The 13,840-nt window shown below is 41.1% G+C and carries 12 protein-coding genes, 1 tRNA gene and 1 riboswitch; of the genes, 2 read left to right on the top strand and 11 right to left on the bottom strand.

Annotation, left to right across the window (positions count from 1 at the left end; translation table 11 throughout):
• Positions 1 to 129 precede the first annotated feature (129 nt).
• The 11 genes from HWQ42_RS33280 to HWQ42_RS33330 all read right to left on the bottom strand — a co-directional run bounded on the left by HWQ42_RS33280 (position 130) and on the right by HWQ42_RS33330 (position 9,659).
• On the bottom strand, positions 130 to 864 hold the full coding sequence (locus tag HWQ42_RS33280; RefSeq protein ID WP_292819833.1) for an amino acid ABC transporter ATP-binding protein: 735 nt from the start codon (positions 862 to 864) through the stop codon (positions 130 to 132).
• Positions 857 to 2,347 carry an ABC transporter permease subunit gene (locus HWQ42_RS33285; RefSeq protein WP_292819837.1) on the bottom strand — a complete coding sequence of 497 codons (1,491 nt, stop codon included), beginning with the start codon at positions 2,345 to 2,347 and terminating at the stop codon, positions 857 to 859. Before HWQ42_RS33285 ends, HWQ42_RS33280 begins: the two co-directional genes overlap by 8 nt.
• 128 nt (positions 2,348 to 2,475) lie before the next feature.
• Positions 2,476 to 3,456, bottom strand: coding sequence for a 2-dehydropantoate 2-reductase (locus HWQ42_RS33290; protein WP_292819840.1), 981 nt, complete (start codon positions 3,454 to 3,456; stop codon positions 2,476 to 2,478).
• A gap of 232 nt (positions 3,457 to 3,688) precedes the next feature.
• Positions 3,689 to 4,567, bottom strand: a complete 879-nt coding sequence (locus HWQ42_RS33295; RefSeq protein WP_292819843.1) for an inositol monophosphatase family protein — start codon at positions 4,565 to 4,567, stop codon at positions 3,689 to 3,691.
• 379 nt (positions 4,568 to 4,946) lie between these two features.
• Positions 4,947 to 5,099: a hypothetical protein gene (locus tag HWQ42_RS33300; RefSeq protein ID WP_292819846.1), complete on the bottom strand. Its 153-nt coding sequence runs from the start codon at positions 5,097 to 5,099 to the stop codon at positions 4,947 to 4,949.
• A gap of 166 nt (positions 5,100 to 5,265) precedes the next feature.
• Positions 5,266 to 5,871, bottom strand: a complete 606-nt coding sequence (locus tag HWQ42_RS33305) for a PEP-CTERM sorting domain-containing protein (protein WP_292819849.1) — start codon at positions 5,869 to 5,871, stop codon at positions 5,266 to 5,268.
• 225 nt (positions 5,872 to 6,096) lie between these two features.
• Entirely contained in the window at positions 6,097 to 6,855 is a 759-nt protein-coding gene (locus HWQ42_RS33310) for a cobalt-precorrin-6A reductase (RefSeq protein ID WP_292819852.1), read from the bottom strand.
• A 3-nt stretch (positions 6,856 to 6,858) separates the two neighbouring features.
• Positions 6,859 to 7,278, bottom strand: coding sequence for a DUF1636 family protein (locus HWQ42_RS33315; protein ID WP_292819855.1), 420 nt, complete (start codon positions 7,276 to 7,278; stop codon positions 6,859 to 6,861).
• A gap of 21 nt (positions 7,279 to 7,299) precedes the next feature.
• A riboswitch (cobalamin riboswitch) is annotated at positions 7,300 to 7,472 on the bottom strand.
• Between the two features lie 49 nt (positions 7,473 to 7,521).
• Positions 7,522 to 8,301 (bottom strand): uroporphyrinogen-III C-methyltransferase, encoded by a 780-nt coding sequence (gene cobA / locus HWQ42_RS33320; protein WP_292819858.1) that lies wholly within the window; start codon positions 8,299 to 8,301, stop codon positions 7,522 to 7,524.
• Positions 8,298 to 9,023, bottom strand: coding sequence for a sirohydrochlorin chelatase (locus HWQ42_RS33325; RefSeq protein WP_292819861.1), 726 nt, complete (start codon positions 9,021 to 9,023; stop codon positions 8,298 to 8,300). Before HWQ42_RS33325 ends, cobA begins: the two co-directional genes overlap by 4 nt.
• Before the next feature lie 252 nt (positions 9,024 to 9,275).
• Positions 9,276 to 9,659 (bottom strand): DUF4359 domain-containing protein, encoded by a 384-nt coding sequence (locus HWQ42_RS33330; protein ID WP_292731125.1) that lies wholly within the window; start codon positions 9,657 to 9,659, stop codon positions 9,276 to 9,278.
• 124 nt (positions 9,660 to 9,783) lie between these two features.
• On the opposite strand from HWQ42_RS33330, the gene HWQ42_RS33335 reads away from it, so the two are divergent.
• Together HWQ42_RS33335 and HWQ42_RS33340 are read left to right on the top strand one after the other, a co-directional pair.
• Positions 9,784 to 9,856 (top strand) — tRNA-His (locus HWQ42_RS33335).
• 1,175 nt (positions 9,857 to 11,031) lie between these two features.
• The gene (locus tag HWQ42_RS33340) at positions 11,032 to 13,452 is read left to right on the top strand and encodes a sucrose synthase (RefSeq protein WP_292820275.1); all 2,421 of its coding nucleotides are present in this window, start codon (positions 11,032 to 11,034) and stop codon (positions 13,450 to 13,452) included.
• Positions 13,453 to 13,840: the final 388 nt, after the last annotated feature.

The following is a 13,840-nucleotide window of genomic DNA, read 5'->3' on the forward strand; positions in this document are numbered from 1 at the left end:
TTTATTTAACCACAGAGACGCAGAGAACACAGAGTTAAGAGATTAAAGAGGAATTTTTTGAGCAAAATTTTTACTCACCTTGAAAGGGCTAGTTCAAGAATACAAGAAAAGCGGCAAATTTCAATTGTTCTAAAGCATTTTTTCTAAGAACTGCTTGGCGCGATCGCACTGTGGATTTTGGAAAAACTCGCTAGGAGTAGCATCTTCTGCTAAAATTCCCTGGTCGAGGAACATAATTCGATTGGCAACAACTCTTGCAAACCCCATTTCATGAGTGACGATCGCCATTGTCATCCCAGATAGGGCTAAAGCTTTCATCACTTCCAGCACATCTTTGACCATTTCGGGATCTAGTGCAGAGGTGGGTTCATCAAACAAAATCATCTCTGGTTCCATTGCTAATGCCCGAGCGATCGCTACTCGCTGTTTCTGTCCCCCAGATAATTTGGATGGGTACACAGACACTTTTGACTCTAAACCTACCTTAGCAAGCAATTCTAAGCCATGTTCTTCTGCTTTTTGCTTGTTTATTCCTTTCACCTTGATGGGTGCGTAGGTGACATTTTGCAGCACATTCATGTGGGGAAACAAATTAAAATGTTGAAATACCATCATCAAATGCTGCCGTACTTTAGCGATGTTTGCCTTGGGATTGGTAATTTCTTGGTCGTGAAAATAGATTCTTCCTTTGGTGGGTTGTTCTAGCAAGTTTATGCATCGCAAAAAGGTAGACTTACCTGAACCAGAAGGCCCTAATATGGCAACCACTTCCCCTTGGTAAAACTCAGTGGAAATATCTTTGAGTACGTCAAGTTTGCCAAAGGATTTACATAAGAATTCTGTGCGAATTACTACATTATTCACTTTCCCGTAACCTCCTTTCTAAAGCGGATGCACCCAAGGTCATACCCATTACCAAAACATAGTAGATTAACCCTGCAAATAGCAGTGGTTCAAAATAAATATATTTGTTTGCACCAACAATTTGGGCACTGCGTAATATTTCCACCACCCCAATCGTTGACACCAGCGCGGAATCTTTAAGCAATCCGATAGTTTCATTTACCAATGCTGGAAGAATATTCTTCAATGCTTGGGGCAAAATCACATCCCACATCATCAACCAATAAGGAACACCCATAGACATCGCCGCTTCACTTTGCCCTTTATCCACCGCCTGAATCCCACCCCTGATGGTTTCCGACATATAAGCGCCAGAATTCAGGGTAAAAGTTAGCACCCCAGCCTCCAATGCGGAAATGTCATAGCCTGTAAGCTGAGGTGTTGCGTAGTAAACCAATGCCAACTGTAATAGCAAAGGTGTGCCTCGAAAAACAGAAGTGTAGGCGTTAGCAACCCAGGTAAGCAGTTTGATACCAAGAATTTTTAATAGAGACAGAATTGTTCCCCAAATTAACCCCAAGGTTACAGATAATAGCGTGAACAACAAAGTTAAAGGGATTCCCCGCAGAATAAAAGGAATATCTGGAAGAATTCTGGTGAAGTCGAGATTCAATCCGCCTTTAGCAGGAGTTAAGGATGCAGGATTGGCGGCGGTATTCTGTGAAAACCACTTGGTTACTAGTTTAGCCAATGTGCCATCGTCCTTCATTTGTTGAAGGACTTTGTTAAACGGTTCTACAAAAGAAGAACCTTTGGGAAAAGCGATCGCAGATCCACTTGCTTCCTCTGACGGAATAGTATTAAATTCTAAATCTGGGTTAGCTTGGGCAAATCCCTTAGCGACGGTATCCTCAACAATTGCTGCATCAATTCGCCCAGATTTGATTTCTTGAACTACTTCCGGCACTTTGTTGAGTTGCTTTAGCTGAATACCTGCAACTTTTTTAGCAATTTTCTGAGCATTTTGTTCTTGTATGGTTCCTAGTTGTACCCCAAGCTTTTTTCCTGATAAGTCTTGGGGCTGCTTCAGGTTGCTACCTTTAGGAGCGACAATTGTATCTTTAGCTTCGTAATAGATAATTGAAAAATCAATATTTTTCTGACGTTCTGGAGTCGGAGTCATCCCAGCCATTACAAAGTCAGCACGATTTGCTTGGAGTGCAGGAATTAACCCATTAAAATCAGATTCCATTATTTGAAGTTTAAACCCTAGTTTTTCAGCAAGGGTTTTGGCAATATCTATATCAAAGCCAACAATTTGGCGATCGCCTCCTTTAGTATCATAAAACTCATAAGGAGGATAATCTGGAGAAGTAATCATCGTCAGCGTGTCTTTCCCTAAAGGTGAAGCAGCCTTTAGAGAATTACTATGTCCGATGATAATGCTGATTCCTATTACTGCTATAACCAGTATTGTTAATTGCCATGCTTTTTTTTTCTTCATAGACTTGATAATTCTATAATTTACATTCCGCACCTTAAGAGAATTCCAAATAAAGAAATATCCCACAACTGACGCAAAAATCCTCTCTATTCCTCCTCACTCTGTGTTCTCTGCGTCTCTGTGGTTCGTCAAATTCTTACTTTAGTCGCCTCCAGCAACTTAACGCTGGCATAAATAGCATCAATATAAGGCGTGGGAATTTGAGTAAGTTGTCCCAATTCTGCCACCGCGCCAACAATAGCATCTATCTCCGTAGCGCGTCCGGCTTCAATATCTTGTAGCATTGAGGTTTTATGGGCACCGACATTTTCTGCGCCATTAATTCGCTGTTCTAAAGTGATGCCAAACTTGATACCTAAAATTTCTGCGATCGCTTGAGTTTCTGTCATCATTTGTCGCGCTAGTTCACGAGTGAGGGGATAACGGCAAATATCCTCTAGAGTCGCACCAGTTAAGGCACTGATGGGATTAAATGCCACATTTCCCCACAACTTGATCCAAATTTCCGTGCGAATTTGATTGCGGATTGGTGCTTTAAATCCTGCCTGTTTTAAAGTCTGTGCTAATAATTGGATGCGTTCGGTTTTAGTGCCGTCGATTTCACCAAGAGTAAAGCGATCGCCTTCAATATGTTTAATTACACCTGGTTCAATTATCTCTGTTGCTGGGTAAACCACACAACCAATAGCACGTTCAGCACCGATACTAGCTTCAATAATCCCATCTGGGTCAACAGATTGAATCCGCGTACCTTCATACTCACCGCCATGCTGACGAAAGTACCACCAAGGAACGCCATTTTGGGCTGTCACCACCATTGTGTGAGGATTGTAGAGTGCAGGGAGAAAGGGTGCGATCGCGGGCACACTGTGAGCCTTCACAGTTAAAATTACTACATCCTGTGGCCCCGCTTCTTGAATATCGCTAGTTGCCAAAGCCGGAGTAGCAATTTGGCTGGAACCGTCTGCCATGAGTAACTTCAGCCCCTTTTTTTGAATTGCCTCCAAATGAGAACCACGCGCGATTAGTGTCACTGCTTCACCTGCCAGTGCCAATTTCGCCCCTAAATATCCACCAATCGCACCCGCGCCAACAATACAGATTTTCATTTAGCCAAAAAATATGATTTGTGGAAAACGGTATCCAATTCAGTTCCCAGTAGTGAATTCTCCAACTTAGAGCTACGGTGTATATACAAGTCCTTCTCACCCCCTCTAACTCCCTCTTGGCAAGGGGGAGAACCGGCAATCGGATATTTCCCCCCAATGCATCGGGGGATTAAGGGGGGTAAATCCACGGTTTGCCTACCGTAGCAGTTTAGAGTGGGAAGATTCACAATACTCAGCACTCAGCACTCCTAAAGCTTTGCATCGCTTCTAACAAGTCTTGATGAACAGATTTTGAAGCAGCTACGAGCAATCCAGGCAGACTATAGTTTGGACAAGTATGCAGTGGTGGTAAAGTCGAACCGTCCAGAGTAGTTACAGTCCAGCCAGCCTCTTTTGCAATAAAAGCGAGTGCAGCACTATCAAGAAATTTGCCCGATTTAATGACTGCTCCACTCAAGTCGCCACTAAGAATACCATTGAGATTGGGAATTTGAATATCACTAGAGTAATCAGTTGCTATATCGATTACTTTATATCGATCTTTTAATAAATGTGCGATGGAATTCATTCCCCATCCCAATAAAATAGAAGGTTTGGCGGATGTTATATCTAACGGGGCACAGGCTTCTAAGTTCATGTCCAGCGTGCCTTTAAAAGCACCTTCACCTCTAAGGGCGTAAAAATAAATGTTTTGGGCAGGAGAAATGGCAATTACTGCTTCAAACTCATCCGCATTTAAAATACTGAGAATAATTTGGTAATTAGAATGTCCATCCATATAAAACTTCGTGCCATCAATCGGGTCGAGTGTGACTAAATAATCACCTTTTGAACCGATGTCGGTAGCACGAAAATACTTGGTGTTATTAGAACTTTCATATTCTTCACCATAAAAGCGAATATCTGGAAAAGTTCCTAGTAATACTACTTCTACCAGATTTTGAATAGCCACATCTGCATCAGTAAGTGCAGCACTAAAAAAGTTGTTTCCTTGTTCTTTGGCGGGAAGTGCAGCAATTTTTGGTTGAAGAACATTGGCATAGGCTGCTGCTACTTTGAGATGGGGGAGTAAAGTCTCTAAAATTAGTCGAGTAGTTGGTTTTGTGGACATTGCAGCAAACTCCTTTTAGAAATAATCTACCGTCCGCAGGGCGATAGAATTATATATCTAGACAAAATTACGGGATCATTTTGATGCAATGATACCACCGTTGCTATATTACTTTAATCTGTGTGTCTCAGAGAGCCTCTAGAGAGATCGCAAGTTTTCTCATAAATTTAAGGGTTTAAGACCGAACGTCAACATTTAGTAAGTAAGCAGACGCAATTAAATATAAGATGTCATTGCGAGCGGAACGAAGTGAAGCGTGGCAATCTCAGTCTTTGCGATTGCTTCACTTGGTTCGCAATGACGAACTATCTTATATTTATTTAGATCCACCTACTTACAGCATTTTATAAATTCATAGCGAATTAAATTTGGCAATACCCTACAATGCCAATGCGTTGGCTTGCATTGCCAATGCATCGGCTTGTATTGTTAATGCATCGGCTTGTATTGTTAATACGTCGGCTTGCATTGTTAATACGTCGGCTTGCATTGTTAATGCATCGGCTTGCATTGTTAATGCATCGGCTTGCATTAAAAACGCTACGCTTTTCCGCAAAACTGTACTTAGCTAAAGTTACTTTACAAAAGGCAAGCTACAATCGGGCTTTAAATTCCCATCTGAAACTCTCTTTTTTACAAGACGCTACGCGTAGCTTGCTTTCCTGCAAGGGTACAATTTTGAATTGTTATTGATGGTTTTAGGAAACTTTTTCGAGCTTCTTCTGAGTCAATTTGGATAGATTGTGGCGTTTGAGTAATGAAGGTGCGCCAACAAGAGTACCAAGAATGAGTAGGCTAAGGATAGAAGTAGGTTCAGAAACAGTAATTATGGTTGCAGAAAAACTAATCGGTAACTCACTATCTTCCAATCCCAAATTTTCAAAACCTGGTGTGATTGGCGGCGCAGAAAAAACCTCTAAATAGCTTGGTGTCGGCAAAAAACTCGCGAAAAATGGACTAGAATAGTTTCCTGCCGAAGTGGAATACCCAAAACCATCACCTGTTAACTGCTGAGTATTAAGACTAATTAAATTATCAACATTAAAAGGTTCGTTTCCTGGTATCGGAGTCCCGGCGGGTTGCAAACCAGTAATTGTTTCACCATTTCGCTTACCAGTAATTCCAGTAATTAAGTAAAAACCCAAATCGTTCGGGGTGTCATTAGTGGTGAAAGTACCGTTTGCGGCTACGCCAGTACCAGAATAATTCCAACTCCAACTTAAAGCAGAAGCGGCTGGCATTGTCCCGAAAACTAATCCAGATGTGGTGGCGAGGGCTATTGCAGATAAAACTAGATTTTTCATAGAAGTCGTTACTGCGATCGTTCCCGTGTATTATACGGAAATTAGGAAAGATCGTATTATCAATCTTGCCTATAGCGGTTCTCAATTGCGTGAAATACAGACCTAACCCCCAGCCCCTTTCCTGCTAGCGTTGGGGAGAAGCATCAAAGCCTCTCTCCTAAAAGGAGAGAGGTTTGGAGAGAGGTCAAAATGTATTGCTTCCATTCGAGAAGCGCTATATATTACTTAGCAGCGATGCCTACGGCGGGCTACGCCTACGCATAGCCATACCAAAACAGCATCAACATTGCTAACCTGCTCTCCTGGCGGTATGGCTGGACGATTTACCATCACAACTTTCACGCCTAGTTCTCGCGCGGCAATAATCTTGGGCTTTGTGGCATCGCCACCGCTATTTTTACTGACGATGGTATCAATATTATTCTCAATCAGAATTTGTCTCTCATTATTGAGGGTAAAAGGCCCGCGATCGCACAATACCATCCCCGGCGGTACTAAAGCATCATCGCCAGGAGGGTCAATCATCCGCATCAAAAACCAAATTTTCTCTAGGCGAGCAAAAGCGGCGAGTTCTTGCCTACCAACTGTCAAAAATACCCGCTGTGCCTGATTTTGCAGGGTTTTTGCTGCGGCTGCAACGCTGTCAACTTCAATCCAGCGATCGCCACTTTCTTTTTCCCAAGGCGGACGGATTAACATCAGACGGGGGACTCCAACTTCCGTTGCCGCATCTGCTGCATTGAAGGAAATTTGAGTCGCAAAAGGATGGGTTGCATCAATTAACAAGTCGATTTGCATGACTCGCAGATAGTTAGCCAATCCAGCCGCACCGCCGAAGCCTCCAACCCGCAAATCGCCCAGTGGTACTGACGGTTCGCGGGTGCGTCCAGCTAGAGAGGTGATTACTTCTAATCCTTGGATAGTCGTCACTTTGGCAGCTAGTTCTGCTGCATCACCCGTCCCACCCAAAATCAAAACGCGCATTATTTAGATAGATAACGGTGGAATTTTTGCCAGAATGCCCTTCTTCATTGCTTCTGGACGCTCTGACCAAGGCAGTAAACCATCTGCTTTAGCATAGTATTGGCTAGCACATTCCAGTACCGCAGAGGCACTGCCATCAACGGCTAAATCACCAAATAAATATGTTAATTTGCCTTTGGCACTAAAAGCGACTACACAAGAACGATTACAAGCACTCATGCATTCAACTTCCTGAATCGGGAATCGATCTCGTAACTCCCAATCTTGTGCCAGCTGCTGAAGTTGGTGTAAAAGTTTTTCACCACCACTTTCACCTAAGCGTTTTCCATTTTGCCAAACACTGGCACAGGTTTTGCAAACAAATAAAGTATGTTCAGCAACATCCAAAGAACTGGTTGGGGAAATATTTACAGTCGTAGTCATCTGTACCTCGCAGATATGTGAAACTAATAAATCTATCTCGGCGGGCATCCTGACTCACTCAATTTGAGATTTTCGATTTAGTTCCTGAATCTCAAATTGGTTCACAGTTGCGGGACAGCGCCGGATTTGCACCGAACTTTCCCCGTTACCTCTGGTAGCTGACTCCCACCAGAACCGAATAACCTTATCGATCATACACTAGGGTTATCGGAGAATACGAAACAACAAGCTTTTCGCCAACTATCAAACTGGGCGGCAGCCAGACAAAATACTGTGCATCTTCACTACTTGTCCAATAACTGCGATCGCAGGCGCACTAAATCCAGTTTCCTCTACTTGCTCGACAATTGTTTCCAATGTCCCTATCAATTCTTCTTGTTCTGGTCGCGTACCCCAGCGCACTAAAGCAATCGGCGTTTCTAAATTCAACCCAGCAGTACTTAATTCTTCCACAATATAAGGCAGATTGTGAATTCCCATATAAATTACAATGGTTTCGGAACCGTGAGCGATCGCACTCCAATTCACTTCCGGTCTATACTTACCCACCGCTTCATGACCAGTTACAAATGTCACTGATGAACTATAGAGCCGATGCGTCAAAGGAATACCTGAGTATGCTGCCGCTGCAATTCCCGAAGTGATACCTGGCACTACTTCCGTTGATATTCCAACTTTGACTAATTCTTCCATCTCTTCGCCACCGCGACCAAAAATAAACGGATCGCCACCCTTGAGCCGCACTACAATTGCATGATCTTGCGCTTTATCAATCAGCAATTGAGTTGTTTCTGACTGCAATAACGAATGTCTCCCCGCACGTTTACCAGCATTAATTTGCTCGGCTTGAGGATTAATCATTGCCAGAATTGCCGGACTCACCAAGGCATCATAGATGACTACATCTGCACATTCCAACAAACCTTTCGCCTTCAGGGTAATTAATCCTGGATCTCCTGGCCCCGCACCTACTAAATAAACCTTTCCCAAATACTTGTTCTCCTGTTTTTCTGTGCGGTTCATCTCTGTGTTAAATCCCAAATTAGCTCGGCTAATTCTGCACTTGCTCCCAGTGGCTCCGCCAATTGGAAATTCACCGCAGAAAATTGTAATTTTAGATCCTCTATTGAGGTGGCGATCGCATCGGTTATTCCACCAGCAAATAAAAAGTATGGCAAGATTGCAATTTCCCGATAACCAGCAATTACTAACTCTTTCACCCGTGATTCTAAACTAGGAGGCCCAGCCCAATAAGCAGTTACGGCTCCTAAACTCGCCGCCATTGCTTCCACAGTTTTTTGCGAACCTGGGCGACGGCTACCATGAGCTAAGAGAATCCATACTTCTGCTTTGATAGCAGCTATTTGCTTTGCTAACAATTTCTCTAAATTAGGATGAGAACCTAAATATGGTTGCAACTCAACGATTGTATCTTGACCAGTAGCCTGTTGTGCGAGTGCTACTTCGGCGGGAATGTCTGTCATCACATGCACTCCTGGCAGCAAAAATAGCGGCACAATTTTGAGGCGATTCTCATTTTGAGAATGTGGGCAATCGCCAAAAGCGTTTTTAGCAAATTGTTGAATCTGCTCGTGTAAAGGTTGAGGACTCATTTCTAAAGCAGCGATGCCAACCAAATGTTCGCTTGACAATTTCTGACATATCAGACTAGCTAGTTGCTGCATAGCAATTTCTGGGCGGCGATCGCGACTTCCATGAGATAATAGCAGATAGGCAGATGACATCGGCAAAGCTTGAACTATCAGTTACTATATCTTACTTAAGATTAAGCCGGGGTTCATAAGTAATCTGGTAATTATTGAAACTATTATCAATTACTAAACAGAAGTATTCTTAATCACTTTTACAGCGCATTTGAAGTTGTAAAGGACACAACTAATCGTTCCAAAACTAGGTATAAAGCTTGTTTTTCTTCTGTTAGCGCAGCCGATTCTGACTCCTGAATTCTGCTGTATATTCTTCCCCTGTTGCTTCCCTTATTGTTCTTCGGCAGTGTAAGTATAAAATTGATCAAAAGCTCCTACTGTTTCAAATTTATATGAAGGTATCCAAGAATTTATTTTTAAATCTGTACGGTAAACACTAAAAATAAGGAAATCTTGCCTTTCTGTAGTTCTGGCAATAATTTCTTGGATTTGCGGGTTAGCTGAGTCAACCAACTTATCACAATTAAAACGGATTAAATTTTCTATAATATTCGTAGTTTTTTTACATACATCGGTTTTTAAGTATTTTGTCAGGCGTTGAACTGCATATTCTTCATATTCAACTTGACCGGGATTGGTTTTCGCCATTGTCACACCCAAGGCGGCGAGGCCTACTGCTGCTCCAGTATACGCGATGATGGTCAATGGTTTCATATTTGCCAAGTAAAATTCATTGTAATCGTTAGATTCCAGAGACTCTAAATCAACTAAGTCCGTTCCTTGAACAAAAACTCTTGATCGATTGCCAAATTATTGCTATAATTCAAATTGTTGAATGGCGAGCGTAGCCAAGTGGTTAAGGCAGTGGTTTGTGGTACCACCATTCGTGGGTTCGATTCCCATCGTTCGCCCTATATAATCTCATATTGATGTATATATTCCTATATAAAGATCGGTTGTGGTTCTGAACATTCATAACCATTACTTTAGCAATGATCTCTTGTCTACGAGTTCATAGACTTGGAAGGGTTAAAAATCTATAATGATTCATTACTTTATCTTATCCAAAAGTTGATGTATATAAGCAAATCTACTTTTTAGCTACTTCTCTACGAGACTGGCTAAGGATAGAGTACCTGTTACTACGCTATCAAACTAAGCAGATGTTCATACTTCTCAGGAGCATGAGCTATTGATATTAAGATTCCCGATTTCTTGGAGAAGTCGGGAATTTGAGTGTCAGAAGTTTTTGAACGCACATTTAACTGTTAAAAAATGCCTAGAAGAATGATCAAAGTAAGCCCACAGAGGGCAAGTAAAGACATAATCAGAATGTTGCCTATACTGTGGTCAGAAGCTGTTAACTTATCTGTATTGGTAGCCATATAAATTGACCAAATTTAAACAACTTTTGCCTAAAATATAACTAGGGCAAATCAATATTAGTCTGTTTTTAAACAAAAATTGATTTTAATTCATTTAAGTTGAACTAAATAGTTAAACTTCAGCAAAATTATTAACTTTTATTTCAATTGTTTAAAAAGAGATTATGGCAAGATTATTATTTATTCCCCAAATTAACACAATATAGGAATAATATTTGATTTTTGAAATTTATTTACCTTACATACAGCATATTTCAAGTTAGTGAACCATACAAGCTAAGTATCAAAGCCTCTTGTACTTCTTTTAGCGCAGCCTATTCTGATTAATAAATTCTGAATTATGCTGTATGTGCTGATAATCAAGATATACGCAAATAAATGATATAGTAAAGATCGCATGAAGCAATTGAGGGCGTGATAATTTGTGCCCCAAATCTTATGATGCAGTTATTTACTAACATCTATCAAAAGAAATAAAAATTGTATTCCTTTAGTGAGATCCAAAAATACTGAGTCATAGATACTTTAAGTAAAGTAGAACATGATTTAAGTGCCTGCTGAAAAGTTGATACTTGTAGGTACACAGGTAAATATAATTTATCTGTGTTGTTTCGTGTTTATATCTGTCTAACAAAAGGTGGGGCTTATTTGTCTTGCCTAGAAAGTTAACAATGCAAACATCATCATTTAGTGGAGTTGCTATGTCTGAATTGCTTCAAGCAGTCTTAGATAGTGAAGAAAAAAGTGATTTACGTTCCTTTATTAGTGAATTACGCCAACAAGAAAAGAAGTACTTGCTACGGAACGACATACTCAATGTATATAGTGAGTATTGCTCCAAATCCCAGAAACCTGAAGGCTTTTACACTTCCTCGGAGTTAGGCAAACTCATTTACTATACTCAGGAAATAATTCAGGAGGACTCAAACTTCTGTTTCATCATCCGTTCTAAGATTGCCAGCCAAGAAGTTTATTGGTTGACATCAGACTTAAGCATTGAGCCGATGACGGTGCAAGATTTGTTGGATCTGCGCGATCGCTTGGTGAACAAATATCATCCCAACGACGGCGACCTGCTAGAATTGGACTTCGGCCCATTTTACGACTACACCCCAATCATCCGCGACCCCAAAAATATTGGTAAAGGGGTACAATTTCTCAACCGCTATCTATCCAGCAAAATATTTCAAGACTCGAAGCAATTGCTGGACAGCTTATTGAATTTCTTGCGCCTGCACCACTACAACGGTGTACAACTTCTGCTTAACGATCGCATTCAATCACAACAGCAACTTTCCGAGCAAGTTAAGAAGGCTATCGGTTTTGTTAATAATCGCCCCGAAGATGAACCCTACGAACAATTCCGCTTCCAATTGCAGTCAATGGGTTTTGAGCCGGGTTGGGGTAACACCGCAGCACGAGTGCGGGAAACTTTAAATATTCTCGATGAATTGATTGATTCTGCCGATCCTCAGACCCTAGAAGCATTCATTTCTCGTGTCCCGATGATTTTTAGAATCGTCCTGGTGTCAGCTCACGGTTGGTTTGGGCAAGAGGGAGTTTTAGGGCGTCCCGATACCGGCGGTCAGGTAGTTTACGTCCTTGACCAGGCAAAGAGCCTAGAAAAGCAGCTACAAGAAGATGTTCTGCTTGCGGGTTTAGAGAAATTGAATGTCGAGCCAAAGGTAATTATTCTCACCCGTTTGATTCCCAATAGTGATGGTACTCTTTGTAATCAACGGCTAGAAAAAGTCCACGATACCGAAAATGCCTGGATTTTGCGAGTGCCTTTACGGGAATTTAACCCTAACATGACTCAAAACTGGATTTCTCGGTTTGAGTTTTGGCCTTATCTAGAAACTTTCGCCATTGATTCCGAAAGAGAACTACGGGCAGAATTTCACGGCACGCCTGACTTAATAGTTGGAAACTATACTGATGGGAATTTAATAGCATTCTTGCTGGCGCGACGGCTGAAAGTTACTCAATGCAATGTTGCCCATGCTTTAGAAAAATCTAAATACTTGTTCAGTAACCTCTACTGGCAAGAATTAGAAGAGAAATATCATTTTTCCTTGCAATTCACAGCTGATTTGATTGCCATGAATGCTGCCAATTTTGTGATTAGCAGCACCTACCAAGAAATTGTCGGAACACCAGATAGTGTGGGACAGTACGAATCTTATAAGTGCTTCACTATGCCGGAGTTGTACCATGTTACCAATGGCATTGAATTATTTAGTCCCAAATTTAATGTCGTACCGCCGGGAGTAAATGAAAATAATTACTTCCCCTACACCCGAAATAAAGATCGGGTAGAGAGCGATCGCCAACGCCTTGCAGAAACACTCTTTACTCTGGAAGATCCCACACAAATCTTTGGTAAACTCGACGATCCTAACAAGCGCCCTCTCTTCTCAATGGCGCGTCTTGACCACATCAAAAACCTCACAGGTTTAGCTGAATGTTATGGTCAAAGTAAAGAATTACAAGAGCATTGCAACTTAATTTTAGTAGCGGGTAAATTACGCGTCGAAGAATCAGGTGACAACGAAGAACGTGACGAAATTATCAAACTCTACCAAATAATTGACCAGTACAATCTCCACGGAAAGATTCGTTGGTTGGGTGTGCGCCTGACTAAAACTGATTCTGGTGAAATTTACCGAGTCATTGCCGATCATCAGGGAATTTTTGTACAACCAGCTTTATTTGAAGCTTTTGGTTTGACAATTTTAGAGGCGATGGTTTCAGGATTACCGACTTTCGCCACCCAGTTTGGTGGGCCATTAGAGATTATTCAAGATAAGGTGAATGGCTTTTTGATTAACCCAACAAATTTAGAGGAAACAGCCACAAAAATTGTGGAATTCATCACTAAATGCGAGCAAAATCCTAACTATTGGAATGAAATTGCCCAGCGAGGAATTGACCGAGTTTACAGCACATATACTTGGAAAATTCACACTAGCAAGCTCTTATCATTAGCGCGAATTTATGGCTTCTGGAACTTTACTTCCAAGGAAAATCGAGAAGATTTATTGCGCTATATCGAGGCTTTGTTCTATTTAATTTACAAGCCAAGAGCGCAACAGCTATTAGAGCAGCATAAGCACCGATAATAAGTTAGAAGGGATAAGCTGTTCCATATTTAACTCAATACGCTTGGGTTAAGAATTTTTGATATGTGGAGACATTGCAATGCAATGTCTCTATAAAAGATTTCGGGCTTAACTAAACCGTATGGTAAGGATATCTAAATTACTCTGGACAAAAAGATTTATTTATGTATTAACTCAATAATAAAGATTTACTTTTTTATTAGTGTTTCAGATCCGAAACCTATGTTTACGATAAGTTACACCTGTATAAAAGATTTGTCAACAAGCAAGATTTAATGTGAATATATCAGAAATTCTTGATAGAGTGTGCTGACTGTAGCTAGATCAGCTAAATCACAATTATTATTAAGGTCTATTTGTGAAATAAGCAGCCCAAAAGCTTAAAAAT

This window comes from Nostoc sp. JL23 (assembly GCF_017115065.1).
GTDB classification, from domain to species: Bacteria; Cyanobacteriota; Cyanobacteriia; order Cyanobacteriales; family Nostocaceae; genus Nostoc; species Nostoc punctiforme_A.

Bases quoted from the DNA above. Each gene is read 5' to 3' on its own strand.
- HWQ42_RS33285 (WP_292819837.1), bottom strand. From the start codon at position 2,347: ATGAAGAAAAAAAAAGCATGGCAATTAACAATACTGGTTATAGCAGTA.
- HWQ42_RS33290 (WP_292819840.1), bottom strand. From the start codon at position 3,456: ATGAAAATCTGTATTGTTGGCGCGGGTGCGATTGGTGGATATTTAGGG.
- HWQ42_RS33295 (WP_292819843.1), bottom strand. From the start codon at position 4,567: ATGTCCACAAAACCAACTACTCGACTAATTTTAGAGACTTTACTCCCC.
- HWQ42_RS33300 (WP_292819846.1), bottom strand. From the start codon at position 5,099: ATGCAAGCCGATGCATTAACAATGCAAGCCGATGCATTAACAATGCAA.
- HWQ42_RS33305 (WP_292819849.1), bottom strand. From the start codon at position 5,871: ATGAAAAATCTAGTTTTATCTGCAATAGCCCTCGCCACCACATCTGGA.
- HWQ42_RS33310 (WP_292819852.1), bottom strand. From the start codon at position 6,855: ATGCGCGTTTTGATTTTGGGTGGGACGGGTGATGCAGCAGAACTAGCT.
- HWQ42_RS33315 (WP_292819855.1), bottom strand. From the start codon at position 7,278: ATGACTACGACTGTAAATATTTCCCCAACCAGTTCTTTGGATGTTGCT.
- cobA (WP_292819858.1), bottom strand. From the start codon at position 8,301: ATGAACCGCACAGAAAAACAGGAGAACAAGTATTTGGGAAAGGTTTAT.
- HWQ42_RS33325 (WP_292819861.1), bottom strand. From the start codon at position 9,023: ATGTCATCTGCCTATCTGCTATTATCTCATGGAAGTCGCGATCGCCGC.
- HWQ42_RS33330 (WP_292731125.1), bottom strand. From the start codon at position 9,659: ATGAAACCATTGACCATCATCGCGTATACTGGAGCAGCAGTAGGCCTC.
- HWQ42_RS33340 (WP_292820275.1), top strand. From the start codon at position 11,032: ATGTCTGAATTGCTTCAAGCAGTCTTAGATAGTGAAGAAAAAAGTGAT.